This is a genomic window from Pigmentiphaga litoralis (assembly GCF_048632615.1).
Classification (GTDB): domain Bacteria; phylum Pseudomonadota; class Gammaproteobacteria; order Burkholderiales; family Burkholderiaceae_B; genus Pigmentiphaga; species Pigmentiphaga litoralis_B.
The window spans coordinates 3,766,350-3,788,523 of the sequence record NZ_CP184479.1 but is presented as its reverse complement, the minus strand read 5'-3'; the positions used below and the strand labels follow the sequence as shown (position 1 = coordinate 3,788,523).

17 protein-coding genes are annotated in these 22,174 nt (G+C 64.1%); 9 read left to right on the top strand and 8 right to left on the bottom strand.

The window, feature by feature from the left end:
• Positions 1–29: 29 nt before the first annotated feature.
• The 3 genes from ACNANG_RS17335 to ACNANG_RS17325 form a co-directional block, all read right to left on the bottom strand.
• Positions 30–2,291, bottom strand: a complete 2,262-nt coding sequence (locus tag ACNANG_RS17335; protein WP_420224028.1) for an Orn/Lys/Arg decarboxylase N-terminal domain-containing protein — start codon at positions 2,289–2,291, stop codon at positions 30–32.
• An 87-nt stretch (positions 2,292–2,378) separates the two neighbouring features.
• Positions 2,379–2,945: a dCTP deaminase gene (dcd, locus tag ACNANG_RS17330; RefSeq protein ID WP_179584953.1), complete on the bottom strand. Its 567-nt coding sequence runs from the start codon at positions 2,943–2,945 to the stop codon at positions 2,379–2,381.
• Between the two features lie 87 nt (positions 2,946–3,032).
• Positions 3,033–3,773 (bottom strand): TetR/AcrR family transcriptional regulator, encoded by a 741-nt coding sequence (locus tag ACNANG_RS17325; RefSeq protein WP_420224027.1) that lies wholly within the window; start codon positions 3,771–3,773, stop codon positions 3,033–3,035.
• A gap of 189 nt (positions 3,774–3,962) precedes the next feature.
• Here ACNANG_RS17325 and ACNANG_RS17320 point away from each other — a divergent pair, with 189 nt between their 5' ends.
• Positions 3,963–4,550 (top strand): cupin domain-containing protein, encoded by a 588-nt coding sequence (locus ACNANG_RS17320; protein WP_420224026.1) that lies wholly within the window; start codon positions 3,963–3,965, stop codon positions 4,548–4,550.
• 27 nt (positions 4,551–4,577) lie between these two features.
• Positions 4,578–5,564, top strand: coding sequence for a Bug family tripartite tricarboxylate transporter substrate binding protein (locus ACNANG_RS17315; protein ID WP_420224025.1), 987 nt, complete (start codon positions 4,578–4,580; stop codon positions 5,562–5,564).
• A gap of 370 nt (positions 5,565–5,934) precedes the next feature.
• Here the strand turns inward: ACNANG_RS17315 and ACNANG_RS17310 are convergent, their stop codons facing one another.
• Both ACNANG_RS17310 and ACNANG_RS17305 read right to left on the bottom strand, forming a co-directional pair.
• The gene (locus ACNANG_RS17310; RefSeq protein WP_420224024.1) at positions 5,935–10,092 is read right to left on the bottom strand and encodes a translocation/assembly module TamB domain-containing protein; all 4,158 of its coding nucleotides are present in this window, start codon (positions 10,090–10,092) and stop codon (positions 5,935–5,937) included.
• A complete protein-coding gene (locus ACNANG_RS17305; RefSeq protein WP_420224023.1) occupies positions 10,089–12,029 on the bottom strand; it encodes an autotransporter assembly complex protein TamA in 1,941 nt (646 codons plus the stop codon). The genes ACNANG_RS17310 and ACNANG_RS17305 overlap by 4 nt, the downstream gene beginning before the upstream one ends.
• A 304-nt stretch (positions 12,030–12,333) precedes the next feature.
• Here ACNANG_RS17305 and ACNANG_RS17300 point away from each other — a divergent pair, with 304 nt between their 5' ends.
• Entirely contained in the window at positions 12,334–13,653 is a 1,320-nt protein-coding gene (locus ACNANG_RS17300; RefSeq protein ID WP_420224022.1) for a hemolysin family protein, read from the top strand.
• A 72-nt stretch (positions 13,654–13,725) separates the two neighbouring features.
• The gene (locus tag ACNANG_RS17295) at positions 13,726–14,082 is read left to right on the top strand and encodes a hypothetical protein (protein WP_420224021.1); all 357 of its coding nucleotides are present in this window, start codon (positions 13,726–13,728) and stop codon (positions 14,080–14,082) included.
• Between the two features lie 186 nt (positions 14,083–14,268).
• Here the strand turns inward: ACNANG_RS17295 and ACNANG_RS17290 are convergent, their stop codons facing one another.
• Together ACNANG_RS17290 and ACNANG_RS17285 are read right to left on the bottom strand one after the other, a co-directional pair.
• On the bottom strand, positions 14,269–15,246 hold the full coding sequence (locus tag ACNANG_RS17290; RefSeq protein WP_420224020.1) for a Bug family tripartite tricarboxylate transporter substrate binding protein: 978 nt from the start codon (positions 15,244–15,246) through the stop codon (positions 14,269–14,271).
• Between the two features lie 110 nt (positions 15,247–15,356).
• Positions 15,357–16,466: a 4-oxalomesaconate tautomerase gene (locus ACNANG_RS17285; protein WP_420224019.1), complete on the bottom strand. Its 1,110-nt coding sequence runs from the start codon at positions 16,464–16,466 to the stop codon at positions 15,357–15,359.
• Between the two features lie 61 nt (positions 16,467–16,527).
• Between ACNANG_RS17285 and ACNANG_RS17280 the strand changes: the two genes are divergently transcribed.
• Positions 16,528–17,436 carry a LysR substrate-binding domain-containing protein gene (locus tag ACNANG_RS17280; protein WP_420224018.1) on the top strand — a complete coding sequence of 303 codons (909 nt, stop codon included), beginning with the start codon at positions 16,528–16,530 and terminating at the stop codon, positions 17,434–17,436.
• Positions 17,437–17,526: 90 nt separating this feature from the next.
• Positions 17,527–19,590, top strand: coding sequence for a methionine--tRNA ligase (gene metG, locus ACNANG_RS17275; RefSeq protein ID WP_420227575.1), 2,064 nt, complete (start codon positions 17,527–17,529; stop codon positions 19,588–19,590).
• Here the strand turns inward: metG and ACNANG_RS17270 are convergent.
• Positions 19,583–19,813 (bottom strand): DUF6356 family protein, encoded by a 231-nt coding sequence (locus ACNANG_RS17270; RefSeq protein WP_189612551.1) that lies wholly within the window; start codon positions 19,811–19,813, stop codon positions 19,583–19,585. The genes metG and ACNANG_RS17270 overlap by 8 nt on opposite strands.
• Before the next feature lie 215 nt (positions 19,814–20,028).
• Between ACNANG_RS17270 and ACNANG_RS17265 the strand changes: the two genes are divergently transcribed.
• The 3 genes from ACNANG_RS17265 (at position 20,029) to panC (ending at position 22,082) form a co-directional block, all read left to right on the top strand.
• Positions 20,029–20,220, top strand: coding sequence for a DUF3460 family protein (locus ACNANG_RS17265; RefSeq protein ID WP_179584915.1), 192 nt, complete (start codon positions 20,029–20,031; stop codon positions 20,218–20,220).
• A 12-nt stretch (positions 20,221–20,232) separates the two neighbouring features.
• Entirely contained in the window at positions 20,233–21,117 is an 885-nt protein-coding gene (locus ACNANG_RS17260) for a segregation and condensation protein A (protein WP_420224017.1), read from the top strand.
• A 122-nt stretch (positions 21,118–21,239) separates the two neighbouring features.
• Positions 21,240–22,082, top strand: a complete 843-nt coding sequence (panC, locus tag ACNANG_RS17255; RefSeq protein WP_420224016.1) for a pantoate--beta-alanine ligase — start codon at positions 21,240–21,242, stop codon at positions 22,080–22,082.
• Positions 22,083–22,174 lie beyond the last annotated feature (92 nt).

The following is a 22,174-nucleotide window of genomic DNA, read 5'->3' as shown; positions in this document are numbered from 1 at the left end:
CACCGCCGCCGTGCCAGGTCCGGCCGCCATCAGGCGTCCTTGACGCAGTCCACGTAGTGACGGATCTGGCCTTCGGCGTTGACCTCGGCCACCAGGCCGTGGATGTCGGTGCCAAACCCCGGGAACTGCGCGTTGAACTTTCGTGCGAACTGCAGGTAATGGACGATCGTGCTGTTGAAGCGCTCGCCCGGAATCAGCAACGGAATGCCTGGCGGGTACGGCGTCAGCAGCACGCTGGTCACGCGTCCTTCCAGCTGGTCCACGTCCACGCGTTCGATCTCGCGGTGGGCCATCTTGGCAAAGGCTTCCGACGGCTTCATGGCCGATTCCATGTCGCTCAGGTACATCTCGGTCGTCAGGCGCGCCACGTCGTACTCGCGGTACAGAGAGTGGATCTTCAGGCACAGATCGCGCAGGCCGACCTTTTCGTACTCGGGGTAGTCCTGGCAGAACTCGGGCAGGATGCGCCACATCGGCACGTTGCGATCGTAGTCGTCCTTGAACTGCTGCAAGGCAGTCAGCAGCGTATTCCAGCGCCCCTTGGTAATGCCGATGGTGAACAGGATGAAGAATGAGTACAGCCCGGTCTTTTCGACGATCACGCCGTGTTCGGCCAGGAAGCGCGTGACGATCGACGCCGGAATGCCGGTTTCGCCGAACTTGCCCGACACGTCCAGCCCCGGGGTGATGATCGTGGCCTTGATCGGGTCCAGCATGTTGAAGCCCGGCGCCAGATTGCCGAAGCCGTGCCATTCGTCGTTGGCTTCAAGAATCCAGTCTTCTCGCTCGCCAATGCCGTCGGCCACCAGCTTGTCCGGACCCCAGACCTTGAACCACCAGTCTTCGTCACCGAATTCGGCTTCGATCTTGCGCATGGCGCGGCGAAAGTCCAGCGCTTCCAGAATGCTTTCTTCGACGAGCGCGGTGCCGCCCGGCGGCTCCATCATGGCTGCCGCCACGTCGCAGGACGCAATGATCGCGTACTGCGGCGAGGTGGACGTATGCATCAGATACGCTTCGTTGAAGATGTGGCGGTCCAGCTTGCGGGTCTCGGATTCCTGCACGATGATCTGCGACGCCTGCGACAGGCCCGCCAGCAGCTTGTGCGTCGAGTGCGTCGCATACACGACGGCTTCGGCGCTGCGGGGGCGGTCCTTGCCGATCGCGTGCATGTTCTTGTAGAAGTCGTGGAAAGCCGCGTGCGGCACCCAGGCTTCGTCGAAGTGCAGCGTGTCGATCGTGCTGCCCAGCAGTTCCTTGATCATCTCGACGTTGTAGACCACGCCGTCGTACGTGCTTTGCGTGATGGTCAGGATGCGCGGCTTGCGCGCGCCATTGCCCTTTGCGAACGGATTGGCGGCGATCTTCTTCTGGATGCTTTCCTCGCGGAATTCGTCCAGCGGAATCGGCCCGATGATGCCCAGGTGATTGCGCGTCGGGCGCAAGAACACCGGCACGGCGCCGATCATGATGATCGCGTGCAGGATGGACTTGTGACAGTTGCGATCCACCACCACCACGTCGCCCGGCGCCACGTTGGCATGCCACACGATCTTGTTGGACGTGGACGTGCCATTGGTCACGAAGAAACAGTGGTCGGCATTGAAAATGCGCGCCGCATTGCGTTCCGACGCGGCGATGGGGCCGGTGTGGTCCAGCAGCTGGCCCAGTTCGTCCACCGCGTTGCAGACGTCGGCGCGCAGCATGTTTTCGCCAAAGAACTGGTGGAACATCTGCCCCACCGGGCTTTTCAGGAACGCCACGCCGCCCGAGTGCCCGGGGCAGTGCCAGGAGTACGAACCGTCTTGCGCGTACTTGACCAGTTCGCGGAAGAACGGCGGCGCCAGCGAATCCAGGTAGCTCTTGGCTTCGCGAATGATGTGGCGCGCCACGAATTCCGGCGTGTCCTCGAACATGTGGATGAAGCCATGCAGTTCACGCAGGATGTCGTTGGGGATGTGGCGCGAAGTGCGCGTTTCGCCATATAGATAGATCGGGATCTCGGCGTTGCGGAAACGCAGTTCGCCGATGAACGCGCGCAGCTTCTTGACGGCGTGCGCGACGTCGTCGGGCATGCCCGCGCCGAACTCTTCGTCGTCGATCGAGAGGATGAAGGCGCTGGCGCGGCTTTGCTGCTGCGCGAACGACGACAGGTCGCCGTAGTTGGTTACGCCCAGGACTTCCATGCTTTCCGCTTCGATCGCGGCAGCCAGGGCGCGCACGCCGAAGCCGGACGCATTTTCAGAACGGAAATCTTCGTCGATGATGACGATGGGAAAGCGGAATTTCATGGACGCTCCTGCAGCCACAAATAAGATTGAACCGTCACCCCGCGCGGATCGCGCGGCGAGGGGACGAATGATGCGCCCTGCCAGGGGTCAGGTGCTTGGCAGTGTCACGCCGCGCTGGCCTTGGTACTTGCCGCCGCGGTCCTTGTAGGACGTTTCGCAGACTTCGTCGCTTTCGAAGAACAGCATCTGCGCACATCCTTCACCGGCGTAGATCTTGGCGGGCAACGGCGTCGTGTTCGAGAATTCAAGCGTGACGTGGCCTTCCCATTCGGGTTCGAGCGGGGTCACGTTGACGATGATGCCGCAGCGCGCATAGGTGCTCTTGCCCAGGCAGATCGTCAGCACGCTGCGCGGTATGCGAAAGTATTCAACAGTGCGGGCAAGCGCGAACGAATTCGGCGGGATGATGCAGACATCGCCTTCGAAGTCGACGAACGACTTCGAGTCGAAGGCCTTCGGGTCGACGATGGTCGAATTGATGTTGGTAAAGATCTTGAATTCGCGAGCGCAGCGCACGTCGTAGCCGTAACTGCTGGTGCCGTAGCTGACGATGCGCTCGCCATTCACGTTCCGCACCTGTCCCGGTTCGAATGGCTCGATCATGCCGTCTTCGGTGGCGGCACGACGGATCCAGCGGTCGCTTTTGATGCTCATGAACAGAGGCCTCGGCGGATGACGAATGATGTAAAGGCTGCGATTGTAGCCGTCTAATGCGACAGCTCCGCGCCGCACCAGGATGCTTTAGTCCGACCTGTCCGGTGCAGAACGGGTTCCAGGCGCATTCAGTCCGGCCGCCAGAAAATCCAGCATGCCGGCCAGGGTCTGTGACGACGGTCCAAGCGTGGGGCCCTTGCCGCTGGCGTCCGGCATCAGTCGCGCCACCCGGCCGTTGTCGGCGCGCAGGTACATCATGCTGCCAAACACGCACTGCAGGCGCAGGAACAATTCGTCACGGGTCAGATGGGGGCATGCGGCTTCGAGCGCCAGCACGAAGTGCCGCGCCACCGCGTCATGCACGCCAAACACGATGTTCTTGACCGTCCGGTCAGGTTCCACCGAGCAGATTGCCGACAGCCGATTGAAGATCGCGCCTTTCTCGGTGTCGCCCATGCGCAGCCCCGGGCCAAGAAAGGCGGCCAGTACCTCGCGCACGTCGGGCCGGGGTACCCGCCCATCTTGTGGAAAACAGGCATCCAGCAAGGCCTGACGCTCGGCGTTCATTTCGCCGACCCGACCTTCAAAGATCGCGCGCAGCAGGCCTTCCTTGGTCCGGAAGTAGTAATGCACTGCCGCCATGTTGGCCCCGGCCGCCGCCGTAATCGCGCGCAAGGACACGCCGTTGTAGCCCTGCTCGGCAAACAGGCGTTCCGCCACGTCGATGATGCGGTCGCGGGTGGGCAGTTCGTCCGCCGGCGAAACCGTTGGCTCAGACCCGGCCGCTGACGCCGGTATCAAGGCATCGTGAGGGGCTGGTTGGGACATGATGGGGGCAGGAGCGGGCGATGTGGCCATGGCGCATCGTAACCGGAGGAAGGCCGACGCCGGCCATGAAATATTTAAGTCGACTGATTGAATCAAGCGTTTGACTTGGATTTGCACACGTCCTTATGATGCGGATAAGCGTTGCCCAGACACGCCTTCCCACCACGGGCATCTGCCCCAGGAGACTTCATGCAAGGCACCATCCGCCGCGTCGTGACCGGCCACGACGCCGATGGGCGCGCGATCGTCATCGAAGACGGTCCGGCCCCCAATGTCCGCCACAATCCTGCCCGCCCCGGCTATTACCTGACGCAGTTGTGGATCACCCCCACCGCGCCTGCGCCCATCGACAATGGCCCCGACCCCACGCTGAGCCCGGTTGCCCTGCAGCCACCCCCTCTGGGCAGCGTCATCCGCGTCATTGAATTCCCACCCGCCGCGCTGGAACTGCGCAACCTGGACCCGGACGCAGCGAAGGCCGCGTTTGCATTGTTTGGCGGACAGCAAGCGCTGACTGCCCAGCACGCGCCCAATACCCGGCACCCCTTCATGCACCGCACGGAGACCATTGACTACGCGGTCGTGCTGACGGGCGAAATCACCATGCTGCTGGATGACTCCGAAGTCACCCTCAAGGCAGGCGACATGCTTGTCCAGCGGGGTACGCATCACGCCTGGACCAACCGCAGCGACGCACCATGCAAGGTGCTGTTCGTGCTGATCGACGGCCAGTTCGAGCCCGCGCTGGCCGAAAAATTCGCGCACGACCATCCATAAGCAGAAAAGCCAGACCCGGAGACACTCATGCCCGCCCAGACACCCGCCCGCCGCGCCTTTACCGCGACCATCGCCGCCCTTGCCGCCTTTGCCGCATCTGGCCTCACCTCCGCCGCGGCCCAGACGCCCTATCCCACCCGATCGGTCGAGGTCATCGTGCCGTACTCGGCCGGGGGCAGCGTCGACATCATGGCGCGTGCCTTTACCAAGGAAATGGCCGAGATCCTGGGCCAGCAGATCGTCGTCAACAACCGTGACGGCGCGGGCGGGACGATCGGCGTGGCCGCCATCGCGAACGGCCGGCCGGATGGCTACACCGTGCTGTTCTCGCCGTCGTCACCGCTGACGCAGGCGCCCTTTCTGATGGGCAAGCTGCCGTATCAGGTCGACCAGATCGTGCCGATCTGCCAGATCTTCGAGAACCCGTTCGTGATCGCCGTCCGCAAGGATTCGCCCATCACCGGTCTGAAGGACCTGCTGACCCGCGCCGCCGCCAAACCTGGCGCCCTGTCGTATGGTCACGCCGGCCCGGGCTCGGTCCCGCATCTGGCCACGGCCAATCTGGCCAAGGCCAGCAAGGTCAGTTTCAATGAAATCGCGTTCCGGGGCGATGCCCAGGTGATCCCGCAGATCCTGGGCGGCCACGTCGATTTTGGCGCCCTGGGCGTCTCGTCCGTTGCCGGCAAGGACCTGCGCCTGCTGGCCGTCTACGGCGCCAGCCGCCTGCCTGGTCTGCCGGATGTGCCGGCGATTACCGAGTCGAACATCCCGCACGCGGTGATCGCGCGCAACGGCTTGTACGTGCACCACAGTACGCCGGCCGCGGTCCGCACCACGCTTGAACGCGCTTGCCAGACGGCGTCCGCCAAACCCGAGTTCAAGACCGCCGCGAGTCAGTTGTTCCAGCAGGTCAGCTATTTGAATGCGACGGAGTTTGCGTCGAAACTGGCTGGGGATCTGGAGACGAATAAGGCGCTGATTCAGTCCTTGGGGTTGCTGAATACGGGGAATTGAGGGTTTGTTTTAGATCGGAAGAATTGCTGGCTGGGAGCCCGGAGGGAGCGGACGCAAGAAGCCGGCACTCGGCGCCACGCGGCCCAGCGCAGCGTCGGCCCCCCTCAGCTCCGGGGTGGGGTGTGTCATGCCGGTCGGGGGCATTGGGCGCGCCGGGGTTTGCGCCCGGATCGGGGAAGCAAGGGCGCGCCTGTTTGAGCGGCGCGCTTATCGACTGTCCGGGGGACAGTCGATGCCGCGAGTTTGCGCGTCCGCCCCGATCCGGGTGCAAACCCCGGAGTTCCGGCGTAGGCCGGAACCCAGCGAACTCTGCACCCGAGCGGCATGACACGCCACGCCCAGCGCAATCAGCAACGCAACTCATCACCGATCAATCGTTGAACATGAACATGTACAACAGATCCACCCCGTTGATCGTCCCGCCTTTGCCCACCACCGATAGCTGGTCCGTCAACTTGTAGCTGAGCTTGACCACCCCATCGCGCCCCGACAACGCCTGCTCGAAACTTGCGTAGATCGTGTCGGTAATGCGCTTGCCGATAATGAAGAACTGGCTCGCCAGCTGGGTGTTGGTCGCCGACGTACTGTTCCCGGCCACCGTACGCTCGGGCAGCAAGCCTCGCGTCGATCCCACGTTCCCCGACCGCACGCCCAGTTCATCGATGCCCAGGCGCCGCGTCAGTGGCTCGCCGCCTTTCGGGCCGAGCAACGACGTTGCCGCGCTCAGCAGCAAGCCTGCATCCGCGCCACCACCGCCGGCATCCGGCCCGCGGCCCAGCAATAGCCACGACAGCTTTTCGACATCACTCACTTCAGGCTGCGAGAACAGCGTGATGCGCGGACGGCGCGCGGTCCCGGCCACCTGAACCCCTGCTTCCACTGCCGGACCGACCCGCAAAGCCACGATGTCCAGCAAGGGGTCATCGATCGGCCCCTGGAAGGTGATCGCCCCACGGCGTACGGTCAGCGTCTGCCCGTAGGTGGAGAACACGCCGCCGCGCGTGCGCACGACGCCGCTCGCACGTATCGAACTGCCCTCGCCAATCGCCCGGATCTGGCCGATCAGGCCCGTATCCAGCCCATAGCCTTGAAGGAAGAAGCGCTCGCCCAGCTTCAGGCCGACGTCAAACGTGATGCCTCGCGGCACCTCGCGCTTTTCATCACCGCTGCGCACGACCAGCACGTCATCCGACAAAGTGGGCGGCGACTGCGTGCCCAGGTTGATCCAGCCTGCATCCACTTCGAACAGGCCCGCGACGCGCAGCTTGGTCGGCGCCAGGTCCACGTCCACCCGGCCCGAGCCCGCCACGAAACGGTCGGCGCGCTGGATGGCCGGGAAGCGATCGGCCTGGATGGTGGCATGGCCCGATGCCTGCGCCAGATTCCAGTCGGCGCTGATCACCAGCTCGGACTTCTGCCCTTCGCTGTCGATCCACTGCGTCACCCGCGAGTCGCGAGGCCGCACGCGGATCACGCCTGGAAAGCGCAGGGCTTCGAGCACGATGCGGTTGCCTTCCAGGCGCGCCTGCAGGGTGCCGTTCAGCAGCCGGATACCGTTGTCGACCTGAATTACTCGGATCCCGTCCCCGGTGATGGCGCCACGCGCGCCCCAGGTGTTGCCCTCTTGTGCGATCCGCACCTTGCCTTTGACGGCGCCGCCCAGCTCCAGGGTGTCTCCGATCAGCAATCCCAGCCAGCTCAGGTCCTTGACGTCGAGATCGGCGTCGGCAAACGCAGGCCGGTCGGCATCGAGCCCGATGGCGCCGTTCACGGCGCGCACACCGGCCTCGCCATCAACGCGTACCGTGCCCAGCCGCTCACCCGCTACGTTCGCCTTTACAGTCACCCGGCTGCGTCCCGGCTGCCCGGTCGGCGTGGCCTGAAGATTCAGTTCAAGCGCATTCAGTCCCAGCGCCACGGGCGGCGTCCCTGGCAACCACAGGTCGCCGCTGCGCCGCCGAATCTGCGCCGTGCCCTGCAAGGCGTCGGCAAACCGGACGTTCCAGTCGGCATCCACGATCACGATGCGCTCGGGCGGCACGGGCTTGCCCGACACGGCGTCCATCAACAGGTCGGGCGCAAACGCCAGGCCTTCGATACGGCCGGCCGACTCCCATCGGCCCTGGCCGCCACGTGACCCGGCATGAAGAATCTTGCCCATCTGCCCGCCGGGCAGCTTGACGGCAAAGTCGGCGGCGCCGGCTTCCCATTGCCATGCCGGGGCCACTGCCGTCGGCAGATAGCTGACCGTGATCGGCCGCGACAGCGTCAGGCCGAACGGGTCGCGCACCGACGCGAATTCGGTAATCGTGCCGCGCCAGCCCACCGGCTGCCGGGCGTTGCCGCCATTGCTCCAGCTGCCCTGAAAAGCCCCTTTGACCGTGGCCGGCGGCGCCGTGCCGTTTTGCAGGAAATCGGCGTCGAGCCGCCCGGTGTGATTCGCCAGCGTCCCGTTCAGCACCAGTGTGCCTTTGCGCAGCGCGGCGTCGGGCCGGTCGGCCATCCGCGCTCCTTCCACGGTCACATCCAGTTTGACGGGCGCGCGAGACAGGTCCATGCCGGCGGTCTGCCCGCGCGCGGCGGCCGTTGCCGGGATGTTGCCGACGTCCGCCGTGCCGCGCACGGAGTCCACCCGAATGCCGCCTGGCAGTTGCAGGCCGTCGGCTTTCAACCGCACGTCCAGGGCAGGCGACGCCAGCGTGTCGGCCACGCCGCCCTGGGCGCTCAGCGTGCCGCGCAACGATGGCCACAGCAGATTCAGTTGCGGCGCGTCCAGATCGAAGGTCAGGCGATCGCCACGACGGCCGAACGCACCCTGGGCATTGAGCCGGTTGCTGCCGGCCGTGACGGCGGCATCCAGCCGCGACAGCCGCTCACCCGCAAACGCGGCATCGACGCGGCCACCCAGCGGCGCATTGTTCCAGCGGCTGCCCTCATCGAAACGCAGCGCGGCCGTGCCCGTGATTTCGGGCGACAGCGCACCGGCCGCGTCCACCGTGGCCGATACCAGCGCGGGCGGCAATGCCGATCCTGGCAGGAAAAAGGACGGATCGAAGCGGTCCAGCCGCACGTTCGCCTTGAATTTGCGATCGCCTTGCAGCGCCAGTTCACCGGTCGCGCGCGCCTTGGCCTCCCCGGCCTGGACATCGGCCTGCGATATCTTCACAAGCTGGTCTTCAATGGCTGCAGTCAGCGCAATCGACATCGGCACCGCGCGGCCCGCTTCTTTCAGGTTGGCCTTGATCTGCTGGCGCTGCGCGTCCGCCTCGAACGTGATCGGACCCGACAGGCGGGTCGGCAGCGCCGCGCCATGCAGGCGGGACGCATCGATCTCGGTGGCCGTCAGGGTGCCCTGCACCTGGCCGATCGCATCGCCGGGCTGTTCGCCGCGCTTCCACGACAACGCGCCCGCTATGCGCCCCTTGCCTGGCAGCGCGATCTGCAGCGCACCGATCTGCACGCTGGCCAAGGTTTCGACAGGTACCGTCAATTGCCCCGCCAGCCGTGTCAGCGGCAAGGCGTTTTCGTCTATCGGCCCTGGAATGCCGTTGGTCAGCGAGAACGGTCCTCGCAGCAGCAAGGGGCCCTTTCCTCCTTCCGTTCCCACGGTCAGGTCAGCCGAGACATCCAGCTTGGCCTTGGGCGCGCCGGGCACCCAGGCCGCCGGGTCAAGGCCTTCCAGCGCCAACCGTAGGCCACGCAACGGGAAACCATCCAGCAGCGCCAGACTGCCGGTCGCATCCAGCGCGACGCCTTCGCCCTCGCCTTTCAAGGTAAAGGGCAAGGCTGCCAGCGTGCCGTTGGCGTCGGTGCGCAGCGTGAACGCGCGATCGCCCTGACGGCCATCGATATCGACGCCGATATCGGTCGTAAACGGCTTGTCGACCCCGATTCGCGCCTGGCCGCGCAGGCTGGCCTGCGCTTCGGGCGCCAGCGCGCGCAGTTGCGTGATGCGCAATTGGTGTTCGTTCTCACCCAGGGTCGCCTGCAGGTCGATATCCGCGAACGACACAGGCAACGCCGTGCCTTCCTGCGCGATCTGCAACATCCCGATCCGCACCCGGTCGGCCTGGACCTGCACCGGCAGGCGCAGGCTGGTCAATGGTTCGCTGGGCGTGTCGGATGGCTTCAAATTCAGGCTGACCCGGTCGGCCGACAGCACTGGCACGTGCACGCGGCCGGTCCACAACGCGCTCCAGTCAAGCTCGACCCGCAGCGCATCGACCTCGACGTCGGCGCTCGGGTGCTGGACGCGCAACTGCTGCAAGGTCAGGCCATCTTTCAGGGTGCCGCTCAGGCCTTCGAAGCCCCCGGTCGCACCCGACGCCTTCAACCCCGTGCGCAACGCCCAGTCGGCGCCCGACGTGCTGGTCGTGACCCAGGCGGCCCCGCTGCCCACGGCAACGACGCCTACGACGACCACCCCCAGTACGACCCAGGGCCAGCGGCGGCGTTTGCGAGGCGCCGGAGCGGGCGTCGGCGCCGCAGCCGGTGAAGAAGACGAAGGCGGTATCCGTGCGTCGCTCAAAACGCGATCCCCAGGGAAAAGTGCAGACGCACGTTGTTGTCGCGCAAGGCGTAGGCAAGGTCCAGGTTCAAGGGGCCCGCCGGCGTCTTGACCCGGGCGCCCACGCCGATCGCGCTGGCCAGTTTCATTTCGCTGAATTTGGGGGCCACGTTGCCCACGTCAAAGAACAGGGCGCCGCCAAAGCGTTCATCGAAATAGTGGATGCCTTCCACGCTGGCCACCGCCATCGTCGAATCGCCCAGGATCGCGTCGCCTACCTTGCGGCCCAGCCCCAGATACCGGTAGCCGCGAATCGTGCGCGCGCCGCCGGTACGGAATGCGAAGTCATCGGGCACCCGGGTCACGTCGCGTGACCACAGCTTGCCCACTTCACCGCGCACGGTAAGCACATCCGCCTTGCTGAGGGACCACCAATACTGCCCCCGCAAGGTCAGGCGGCCGAACACATTGTTGCCGCCCAGCTCGGTGCCCAGGCCGGTGCCCAGCGCCACCAGATTGCCTTCGCGCGGATCGTATTTGTCGTTGACGTCACGGCGCAGGATTTCGAACGTGCTGGTCAGCGTGTTTGCGCTATAGGATTCCACACCATCGATCGTGGTGTGTTCATTCGCCAGCCGGCCGCCCAGGCGGGTTTCGTATTCGACCCGGCTGTTCAGGTCTTCGGGCCGAAAGGTCTTTTTGCGGATGGCGCCCAGCGCATAACGGCGCACGCCCAGGCCGTTGATATCCGAATTCAGGGCCAGCACCCCAAAGCTGTCGTAATTGCCGTTTTCGTCGGGCGCCAGATGGATGTCGGCGTAGGCGAGCTGTCGCAGGCGGTCCACCCGCACGCCGCTTTCCAGTTCCACGGCCTTGTTCGCGATCACGTTCTGGCGGTACACCACCTCGGCACGCGGGCCGGCTTCGTCATCGACGCCCAGGGCCATGCTTGCACTGCGCGGCCGCGACTCGACCACTTCGGCACGCACCGGCAGCGTCACCTCGGGCGGACCCGCGTATTCGGGAGCGGTTTCGGTAGTTTGCGGCGCCGCGCCTTCGGGCAGCAGCGCAGGTTCGTCGGGCGGCTTTGGCGATAACGATCCCAGATCGACGTCCACCTTGGCCCCACGAAAGAATGGCGTCGCCTGCAGGCTCTGCTGATAATCGACCAGGCGATTCCGGTCATACGGCTCGCCCGGCTTGATCCGCACATAGCGTTCGACCGTGCCGGCCGGCACCCGCTTCAGGCCGATCACCGTCACTTCGCCCAGCTTAACCGCCGGTCCGCTATCGAGCTTGACATGCAGATGCGCCATGGCCCGGTCGGCGTTCACGTCGGCCGCGGTTTCGACAAAACGCGCGGCGGGGAAGTCCTTGGACGTTACGTTGTCCAGCAGGTCGCGCTTGGACGTTTCCCAGATCTCGTTCCGGAAGGGGTCGCCCTGTTTCAGGCTCCAGGCCTGGCGCAGGGCGGCCGTGCGTTCTTCGAACGCAGGGCCGGTAATGGCGCCGGCGAACGCGATGTCGACCGCTTCGATCTGCGTCCGCTCACCAGGTACAAGGGTGATGTCCCAGGTGGCGCCGCCCACGTCGGTGCCGGCGTCCAGCACCACCTCCGGCGAAAAATAACCTTCGGTGGCCAAGGCGGTAATGGTGGCTTCGCGCGCACGGCGGCGCAGGCGAGTGGACTCACCGCCGTCCACATCGTCGGCCAACGCCGCAATGCTGTCGACGGCCAGGGTCACGGCCTCGAGCACGGACGGCGGCACTCCGCCCGGGTCGATCGTGATTTCGGGCTTGGCCGCCCATGCTGCGGCGGGCAGGCATGCGGCAATCAGCCACCCGCTGACGAATCGGGACGCCTGCAGGCGACGCGCGCGGGGCTTCCTTCCCCTGCTGGAAAAGAGTTGGATCGCAGTGGCATTTGCCGCCTGGACCACTGCTACACACACGTACATAAGACTTCCCGCAGATGACCCTGCCGCAAGCATAGCGGAACAACACAGCGGCTTAGTCACGCCTGCAACAAGGATGTACGCAAGCGTTTCAGTGAGGACTGCGTGAGGCGCTTCACGCCAGGGCGAGGCCCGCACGCCTCCGGACGCCAGGACTTACGGCGCAATAAAGACATATTGACGATTTGGAATATCGTGGACGTCGGCTATGCTTGAAGGCCTTATCAACATCAGGGCTATCGAATTTGACCCGCAGGCCGTCGCTCCGCGCGATGGCAACCGGCCAAGCCATTCGGCGCCTGAGTCCATGGAAATCGCCTTACTTCTTATATTGTTCGTTGCCAACGGCATCTTTGCCATGAGCGAAATCGCGGTGGTGACGGCACGTCGCTCCCGCCTGCACCAGATGGCCGACGAGGGCGACAAGCGCGCCAAGGCCGCGCTCGAACTTGCCGAGCACCCCACCCGTTTTCTTTCCACGGTCCAGATCGGCATCACATCGATCGGCATCCTGACCGGTATCGTCGGCGAAAACGCGCTGGCGCAGCCCCTGGCCGACCTGATCCGCCTGCACATTCCGGCCATGGCCGACTACGCGGCGGGTATTGCGCTGGGCATCGTGGTGGTGATCATCACCCTGCTTTCCATTGTGATTGGTGAACTGGTGCCGAAGCGATTCGGCCAGATGCACCCGGAAGCGGTCGCTGGAATGATCGCCGGCCCCATGCGGCTGTTGTCGTGGGTCGCCACGCCGTTCGTCAAGCTGCTGTCGCTGGCCACCGACACCGCCCTCAAACTGATGGGCGCCAAGGACACGCAAGAGCACCACGTCACCGAAGAAGAAATCCAGGTACTGATGACCCAGGGCGCCACCGCCGGCATTTTCGAGCAGGCCGAACGCCAGATGGTGCGCAACGTGTTCCGCCTGGACGAACGCAAGCTGTCATCGCTGATGGTGCCTCGCTCCGACATCATCTACCTGAACGTGGATGACTCCATCGACGTGTCCAAGGCCAAGATCGAAGCATCGCACCATTCGCGCTTTCCAGTGTGCCGCGGCGACCTGACCGACGTGATCGGCTTCGCACGCGCCAAGGACCTGCTGGCCCAGGTGCTGGCCGGCCAGCCCTTCAACCTGACAGGCAAGCTGACTCCGGCGTTGTATGTGCCGGAAACCCTGACCGGCACCGAACTCGTCGAAAATTTCCGTAGCTCCCATACGCAGACCGCGCTGGTCGTTGACGAGTATGGCGACGTGCAGGGGCTCGTTACCCTTCGTGACGTTTTGGAAGCCATCGTTGGCGAATTCCACACAAACACCACCGAACCCGAAGAATCGTCGGCGATCCAGCGTGCTGACGGATCATGGCTGCTGGATGGCCTGCTGGATGTGGGCGAACTGGAAGACCGCTTGAACATCAGTGACCTGCCGGAGGGCGAGTCTGAGTCCTATCACACACTGTCGGGCATGATCATGCTGATGCTGGGCCGCATTCCGGTTACGGGTGATGTCGTCACGCTGGCCGAATGGTCGTTCGAAGTGGTGGACATGGACGGCAAGCGGATCGACAAGGTGTTGGCAACACGACTGCCGGACCCCGTCGATCCCGAAGACGAAACCGGTTGATCCGCGGGCACGCGGCCTGCTGGTTTACCCGCACTCCTTTGAACTTTCCCGATTTCCCAGGCTCTTTCTTCTATGACTGATACTCTCGGCAAGCTCATCCGTATCACCCTTGTGGCCGCCATTGCGCTCGCGGGGCTGTTCATGGCCCTCGTATTCGTTGCCTCCGCGGCGATCGCGGTCGGGGTGATGTTCCTTATCGCCAAGGTGCGTGGCAAGCCGTTCATGGCCGCGGACCTGTTTACTACCCTGTCGCGCGGTGGCTTCAAACGCTCGCAAGGTTTCACCTTCCGCACCGGCGGCCAGTCGACCGCACAGCAAGCGGCCCGTGGCGGCGCGGCCAATGACGCCGGCAACGCCCGTCGTCCCCGCCCCGCCGTCCGCATGGACCGCAGCAAGGTGACTGACGTTGAAGCCCGCGACGTCGCGTAAGCCTGCGCAATAGAGACTGACCGCGCGGGACCCTGAAGGCAACCGCGCCGAACGGCCAACGCCAGAAACGACAAAGCCCCCGGTCAAGGACACGGGGGCTTTTTTACGTGGTCAGCACCAGGCTGACGTCACGACAACGGTGCTGCCGGGATGCATGGAGCATCACATCCCGACCCGCGGCCGGCCTTATTCCACCGGAATGTTGGCCTGCTTCACGACACCCTTCCAGCGCACGACTTCGCTCTTCACGAAGGCATCCAGCTCGGCCGGCGTGCTCGGGCTCACGTCCGCGCCTTGCTCGGCCAGCTTTTCCTGAACCGCCGGATCCTTCAGCGCAATGTTCAGTTCCTTGTTCAGGCGGTCAATGATGGCCTGATCGGTCTTGGCCGGGGCGAACAGGGCGTACCACTGCGGTACGCTCACGCCCTTCACACCCAGTTCTTCCAGGGTCGGGACATCCTTCAGCAGCGGGGTGCGCTTGTCACCGGCCACTGCCAGGGCCTTGATCTTGCCGGTCGACAGGTGCGGGTAGGCGCCGAACAGGCTTGGGAACATGACCTGGGTCGTGCCAGCCAGCGTGTCGGTCACGGCGGGGGCCGAACCCTTGTACGGAACGTGCAGCATGTTCGTGCCGGTCGACAGCTTGAACAACTCGGCCGTGACGTGCGGGGCCGTACCCTGGCCAGCCGATGCATAGTTGATCTTGCTGTCGGGCGACTTGCCGCGCTCGATCAGTTCCTTGACCGAATTGATCTTGGAAGCCGACGACACGATCAGCAGCGTGGGCGAGTTGGCAAGGCGGCCGATGCCCTTGAAGTCCGCAACCGGGTCGTAACGCAGCTTTTGCAGCGCCGGATTGATACCGTGCGTGGCAATGTAGCCCAGCAGGATCGTGTAGCCGTCAGCCGGGGCGCGAGCCACGAATTCGGTGCCGATCGCGCCTTGCGCGCCAGCCTTGTTGATCACGATCACGGTCTGGCCAAGGCCTTCGCTCATCTTCTGGCCGACGATACGCGCGAACGCGTCGTTGCCGCCGCCGGCGGCGGTCGGAACGACAATGGTGATCGGGTGGTCAGGGTAGGCGGCCTGGGCGGCGGAAGCGGCAAAACCGCAGGCGGTCAGGCCGATGACGATCGCCGACAGGCGGTGTCCGAAAAGTTGCATTGAAGTCTCCATGACTTTGCTTATGGGTTGATGGCATGCGGACATCGCAGTGAACGCATGCCAGATTCTTGCGCCGGTTCTTGGACCGGCCTGGTCGAATCTCAGCCGGATTACAGCGTACTACCGGGCAAGGCTGCGCCGGGCAGGATATGGCTGGGAATATAGAGCTGGCCTTCCATGATCTTGCGCGCCGTGCGGATCAGTCCCGCGCCGGTGACTTCGACCGAGGTTTCCCCTTGAGCCAGTTCCACATCGACTTCGATGCGGCCCGAGGGGTGGGCAATTTCGATCCGGTGGATCCCCGGCTGCCGTTCCACCGACAAACCATAGGGTACCGTGCCTGGCGTGACATACGCGGTGGCGACACCGATGGCTCCGGTAACGGCATGCGACCGGTGGCACTTGAGGGGCGTGAAGTAACGAGATACGAGCTGTCCGTCGTGCGCGCCCTTGCTGACCAGCACCGGCTTGGGAATGACGCTGTCCGACACGTCGCCCAGACCCATCTTCAGTCCGGCTTCGCGGCGCATCTTTTCCAAGCGGGCCATGAATTCCAGGTTGGCGTCCAGGTCCACCGGTTTTTCGTCGCCTTTCCAGCCCATGTCGCTGGCGCGAACGATCATCATGGGCATGGCGGCGTCGATGCAGGTGACCTGCACGCCGTCGATCTCGTCCGTCAGGTTGCCGGTCGGGAACACCTTGCCGGTGACCGTGCCCCATGCATCCAGGAAGTTCAGGCGAATCGCCGCACCGGTGCCATTGACGCCGTCGATCTTGGCGTCGCCTTCATACTCGACCTTGCCGCCGGGCGTCTGCACGACGGCGTTGATGGTCGACTTGGTGTTCACGTTGTAGATGCGCACCAGCGTTTCGCCGTCCTGTGCCGGGACCAGGCCCTGCTCGATGGCGAACGGGCCCACACCCGACAGCATGTTGCCGCAGTTGGGACGCGTGTCGACCAGGGCGCGGTCGATCGATACCTGCGCGAACAGATAGTCGACGTCGCAGTCCGGGTGGTCCGACTTCGAGACGATCGCAACCTTGCTCGTCAGGGAATTGGCGCCGCCCAGGCCGTCCAGCTGGAGTTCGTGGGGCGAGCCCATCGCGGACAGCAGGACCTTGTCGCGCGTTTCGATATCCTGGGGAAGCCAGTCCTTGAGGAAGTAAGGACCGCGGGAAGTGCCGCCTCGCATGAAGACGCAGGGAATGGTTTTTTGCATGGAGCGCATAGTGCGCGCTGTGGGATAATTTGTGAATTGCAACTCTTAGATCAATTAATGCATGGCGCGCATCAATTTCGACTTGCAGGAATTGCAGGCATTCGTTGCTGTGGCTGAACGTTCCAGCTTTCGCGCCGCGGCCGAAGACCTGCACCTGTCGCAGCCGGCGCTCAGCCGGCGCATCGAAAAGCTCGAAACGATCCTCGGGGCGCGTCTGCTCGACCGCACCACCCGGCACGTGGCGCTGACCAACGTCGGGCGGGTGTTCCTGGAACATGCCCGCGCCGCGCTGGCCGAGCTGGAAAGCGCCATGCTGGGCGTGGTCGACCTGGCCGCGCAGCTGAGCGGGCTGGTCAGCGTGGCCTGCGTGCCCTCGGCCGCCTATTACTTCCTGCCGTCGGTGCTTCGGGAATTCGCCGCGCGCTACCCGCGCATCCGGGTGCGGGTGATCGACGAAGGCGCCAACTTCGTGCTCAACGCTGTCACGTCCGGCCGGGCCGATTTCGGCATCAACTTTATCGGTACACAAGAAACCGAAGTCGAATTTCGGTCCATCTTCAAGGAAGACTTCGTGTTGGCGGTACGCAACGATCACGCCCTGGCCACCCGCAAATCGGTGACGTGGGAAGACCTGGCGGGCGAACGCTTCATGACCGTGCACAAGGACAGCGGCAACCGCCTGCTGATCGACGCCGCGCTGGCCAAGGGCGGCAAGCGGGCGCAGGGCGCGTTTGAAGTCAGCCACGTGCTGACTCTGCTCGGCATGGTCGAAGCCGGGCTGGGCGTGGCCGCGGTGCCACAACTGGCGCTGCCGCTGACCACCCACCCCACCCTGGTCGGCATTCCGCTCATGAAACCGCGCGTCAGCCGCACGCTAGGACTGATCTCCCGCCATGGCCACGCACTGTCGCCGGCAGCCAGCGTGCTCTACGGCATGCTGCGCGACGCCGGCAAAGCCGCACGCAGCTAGGCCCCAGCGCGGGCAGACGCCGCATCCCGGCGCGAAACCCGCGCAGGGGCTAAAATCATGGGATCCCCAGACCAGAGTCCTTCCTTGCCAATGTCGCGCACGATATTCGTCACCACCGCCCTTCCCTACGCCAACGGGTCCTTCCATATCGGCCACATCATGGAGTACATCCAGGCCGACATCTGGGTCCGCAGCATGCGCATGCAGGGTCATACGGTGCATTTCGTCTGTGCCGACGACGCGCACGGCGCCCCGATCATGCTCAAGGCCGAATCCGAGCAGATCACGCCCGAAGCGCTGGTTGCCCGTATTGCCGCTGAACGCCCGCAATACCTGAGCGGGTTTCACATAGCCTTCGACCACTGGCATTCGACGCATTCGTCCGAAAACACCGAACTGTCGCAGGGCATCTATCGCCGCCTGCGCGACGCCGGCCTGATCGAAACGCGCACCATCGAACAGTTCTATGACCCGGTCAAGGGCATGTTCCTGGCCGACCGCTACATCAAGGGCACCTGCCCCAAGTGCAAGTCGAAAGACCAGTACGGCGATTCGTGCGAAGTCTGCGGCGCCGTGTATGCGCCCACCGACCTGATCGACCCGTACTCGACGCTTACCGGCGCCACGCCGGTGTTGAAAAGCTCGGAACACTTCTTTTTCAAGCTGTCCGATCCGCGCTGCGTCGAGTTCCTGCAGCAGTGGACCGTCGGCACCAACCCGTCGGGGCTGCCGCGCCTGCAGCCCGAGGTCTACGCCAAGACGCGGGAATGGCTGGGCGAAGAAGGCAAGCTCAATGACTGGGACATTTCGCGTGATGCGCCCTACTTCGGCATTGACATCCCCGATGCCCCGGGCAAGTACTTTTATGTGTGGCTGGACGCCCCGGTGGGCTACCTGGCCTCGCTCAAGGCGTATTGCGCCAAGACCGGGCTGGACTTCGACGCCCTGCTCGATCCGGCCAGCAGCACGGAGCAATATCATTTCATCGGCAAGGACATCGTGTACTTCCACGCCTTGTTCTGGCCCGCCATGCTCAAGTTCGCTGGCCGCAAGACGCCCGATGGCCTGAACGTGCATGGGTTCATCACGGTCAGTGGCGAAAAGATGTCCAAGAGCCGCGGCACCGGCATCTCGCCGCTCCGGTATCTGGACATCGGCATGAACGCCGAATGGCTGCGGTACTACATTGCCGCCAAACTCAACGCCCATGTCGAAGACCTGGACTTCAATCCCGATGACTTTATCGCGCGGGTCAACAGCGACCTGGTCGGCAAGTACGTCAACATCGCCAGCCGCGCATCGAACTTCATCACCAAACACTTCGACGGCGCGCTGGCCTACCAGGGCGACACTTCGGCATTGACCGACGAATTGGCCGGAACGACCGACATCGTCCGCGCCGCCTTCGAAGCGCGCGAATACGGCAAGGCGCTGCGCGAGATCATGGCCTGCGCCGACCGCATCAACCAGGCGTTTGACGCGGCCCAGCCGTGGGTGATGGCCAAGCAGGCCGCCGCCAACCCGGAACAGAAGGCGGCCTTGCAGGACGTGTGTTCACGCGCCGTAGCGGGCTTCAAGGCCCTGTCGGTCATGTTGACGCCGGTGCTGCCGGTGATCGCCACGCGCGTTGCGCGCGAGCTGTTCGGCCTGGATCGCGACTTCGTGTGGTCGGACGCCGCCGTTCTGCCCGACCATGTCGCGCGGTATCAGCACCTGGCTCAGCGGGTCGACCCCAAGATGCTGGATGCGTTGTTCGAGCCGCCCCCGGCCCCCGCCGCCCCTGCGCTGGTGCCGGGCGGCGAGCCGATCGCCGATACCATCACCATCGACGACTTCGCCAAGATCGACCTGCGCATTGCCAAGATCGTGAATTGCGAGCACGTGGAAGGATCCGACAAGCTGCTGCGCCTGACGCTGGACGCTGGCGAAGGCCGGATGCGCAATGTGTTTTCGGGAATCAAGTCGGCGTATGAACCTGCCGATCTGATCGGCAAGCTGACGGTGCTGGTCGCCAACCTGGCGCCGCGCAAGATGAAGTTCGGCGTGTCGGAAGGGATGGTGCTCGCCGCGAGCGATCGCGACGAGAAGGCCAAGCCGGGAATCTACGTGCTGGAGCCGGTGGACGGCGCCGCGCCCGGCATGCGGGTCAGGTAGTCGTTTTCGACTGCTGCCGGATCCGGTTCACGACCATCCGGTCGTTCAGGCGCTTGACGATGGACGACCCGGTGGTCACGAACAGAAACGGAAACAGCCCGTGGATCAGGGCAGCGAAACCGGCGCGAAACATGCTGCGAGCAAAGCTCCAGGAAACGCCCAGGTGCTCGACATAGGTTTCACCGACGTTGCGCGGGTGTTCGGTGAAAGACAGCTTGGACATCGGGTTCTCCTGAATCTTGATCTACGAAAAATGTTATCAGTACAGGCAGGCAAAATTTCTGCCAATACCGACGTCAAATCTTTCATTCAGGCATTTTCATTCCGCTTGAAACGGGTTGAACAGAAATTTATTTCATCGTTGAGTGAGTCGGGGCGATAGCGCCCCGGTGCAGTACACTCGCCCCGCATTCCGTTGCCATCGTTCAAAGGGTAGTCATGGCCAAGAGTTACGAATCCGAAATCACCCACTTTCTGCAGAAGCTGAAGGAAGAGCGTCCCCAGCTGGATGCCGAGCAGCAGCAGGGCCGGGCCCGCCTGTGGGACAAGACCATTGATCCGGAACTGACGCAGGAATTCGATGCGTCCACCGTTTCGCAAAAGCCGTACGTCTACTTTTCCGCCGACTGATCGTCCGGCGTCGTGGCCGGAGAGTTGCCCAGCGGCAAGGCGTTGGCCGCATTGAGCGCGCCCGACGTGGATAGCACGCCCGATACCATCGACGGCGTGGCGATCGCTCGCCTGTACGGCGAGCCCCTGTTCGCGCTGCCGAACGATCTGTACATCCCGCCCGATGCGCTGGAAGTCTTTCTCGAGACCTTCGAAGGCCCGCTGGACCTGCTGCTGTATCTGATCCGCAAGCAGAACTTCAACGTCCTCGACATTCCGATGGCCGAGGTCACCAAGCAGTACCTGTCGTATGTGGAGCAGATCCGGGTCCACAACCTGGAACTGGCCGCCGAATACCTGCTGATGGCAGCCCTGTTGATCGAGATCAAGTCGCGCATGCTGCTGCCGGTTCGCAAGTCCGATTCGGATGAGGACGTCGAAGATCCCCGCGCCGAGCTGGTTCGCCGACTGCTGGAATATGAGCAGATGAAGTTGGCCGCACGCAAGATCGACGCGCTGCCCCAGCTGGGCCGCGACTTCGTGCGCACCGGCGTGCTGCTGGACCAGACCACCGAACGGCGGCTGCCCGACGTGACCGCCATCGACCTGCGCGATGCCTGGGCCGAGATCGTGCGCCGCGCCAAGCTCAATGCCCACCATCACATTTCGCGCGAAGAACTGTCGGTGCGCGACCACATGAGCCAGATCCTGCGGCGTTTGCAGGGCGTGCGCTACATGGAATTCACCGACCTGTTCATGCAGAAGGTGCAGGAAGGTGCGGGCGTGCCGATCATCGTCGTGCACTTCATCGCCATGCTGGAACTGGCGCGGGAATCCCTGCTGGAAATCACCCAGGCCGAACCGTATGCACCCATCTACGTGCGCCTGGGATTTACCGCCATCGGCCAGGACGCCTGACTCGTCCAATTGAGCATTTGGCGCGCCCGCGCCGCTCCTGTAGCATGCGCCCGATACGACGTGCCTCGCGGGCATGCGCCCCCGGCCCACTTTTCGATTCCTCCCTTTTCACAAGCTACGCCATGAAGGTTGTCCACACCATTGAAGAGCTGCGCGATCAATTGCGCGGCCAGTTGCGAGTCTCGTTCGTGCCAACGATGGGCAACCTGCATGAAGGCCATTTGGCGCTGATGAAGACCGCGCGGCACCATGGCGACCCGGTCGTGGCCAGCATCTTCGTGAACCGCCTGCAGTTCGGGCCCAACGAAGACTTCGACCGCTATCCCCGTACCCTGGCGTCCGACATTGCCAAGCTGGAAGCCGACCGCAATGTCTACGCCCTGTTCGCTCCGGACGAGCGCGAGATGTACCCGGAACCACAAAGCTATCGTGTACAGCCGCCCTCGGAACTGGGCGACATCCTTGAAGGGGAGTTTCGCCCGGGTTTCTTCCAGGGCGTGTGCACCGTCGTGCTCAAGCTGCTGTCCTGTGTGCAACCCAAGGTGGCGGTGTTCGGAAAGAAGGACTATCAGCAGCTGATGGTGGTGCGCGCCATGTGCCGCCAGTTCCAGCTGCCGATCGAGATCATCCCGCAGGAAACGGTGCGGGCCGCTGACGGCCTCGCGCTGTCGTCCCGCAATATGTATCTGACGCCGGAAGACCGTGCCGAAGCGCCGCAACTGTACGCCGCGCTGCAGTCGGTCAAGACCCGCCTGCACGAAGGCGAGCGGGATGCCGACGCCCTGGGCCGCTACGCGACGGACCATCTGAATGCCCGTGGCTGGAAGGTCGATTACGTGGCCGTGCGCCGCCAGCGCGACCTGAAGGCGCCCACGGCCGACGACATGCACGGTGGCGAACCACTGGTCGTGCTGTCGGCTGCCAAGCTCGGCGCCACGCGTCTCATCGACAATCTCGAGCTCTGACTTAGCAAGCACCTACACCGCGCGCTGACACCGCGTGCCGCCACTGCGCCGTCAAAGTGACTGCAAGGATTTGATACATCGTAGGAGACCGG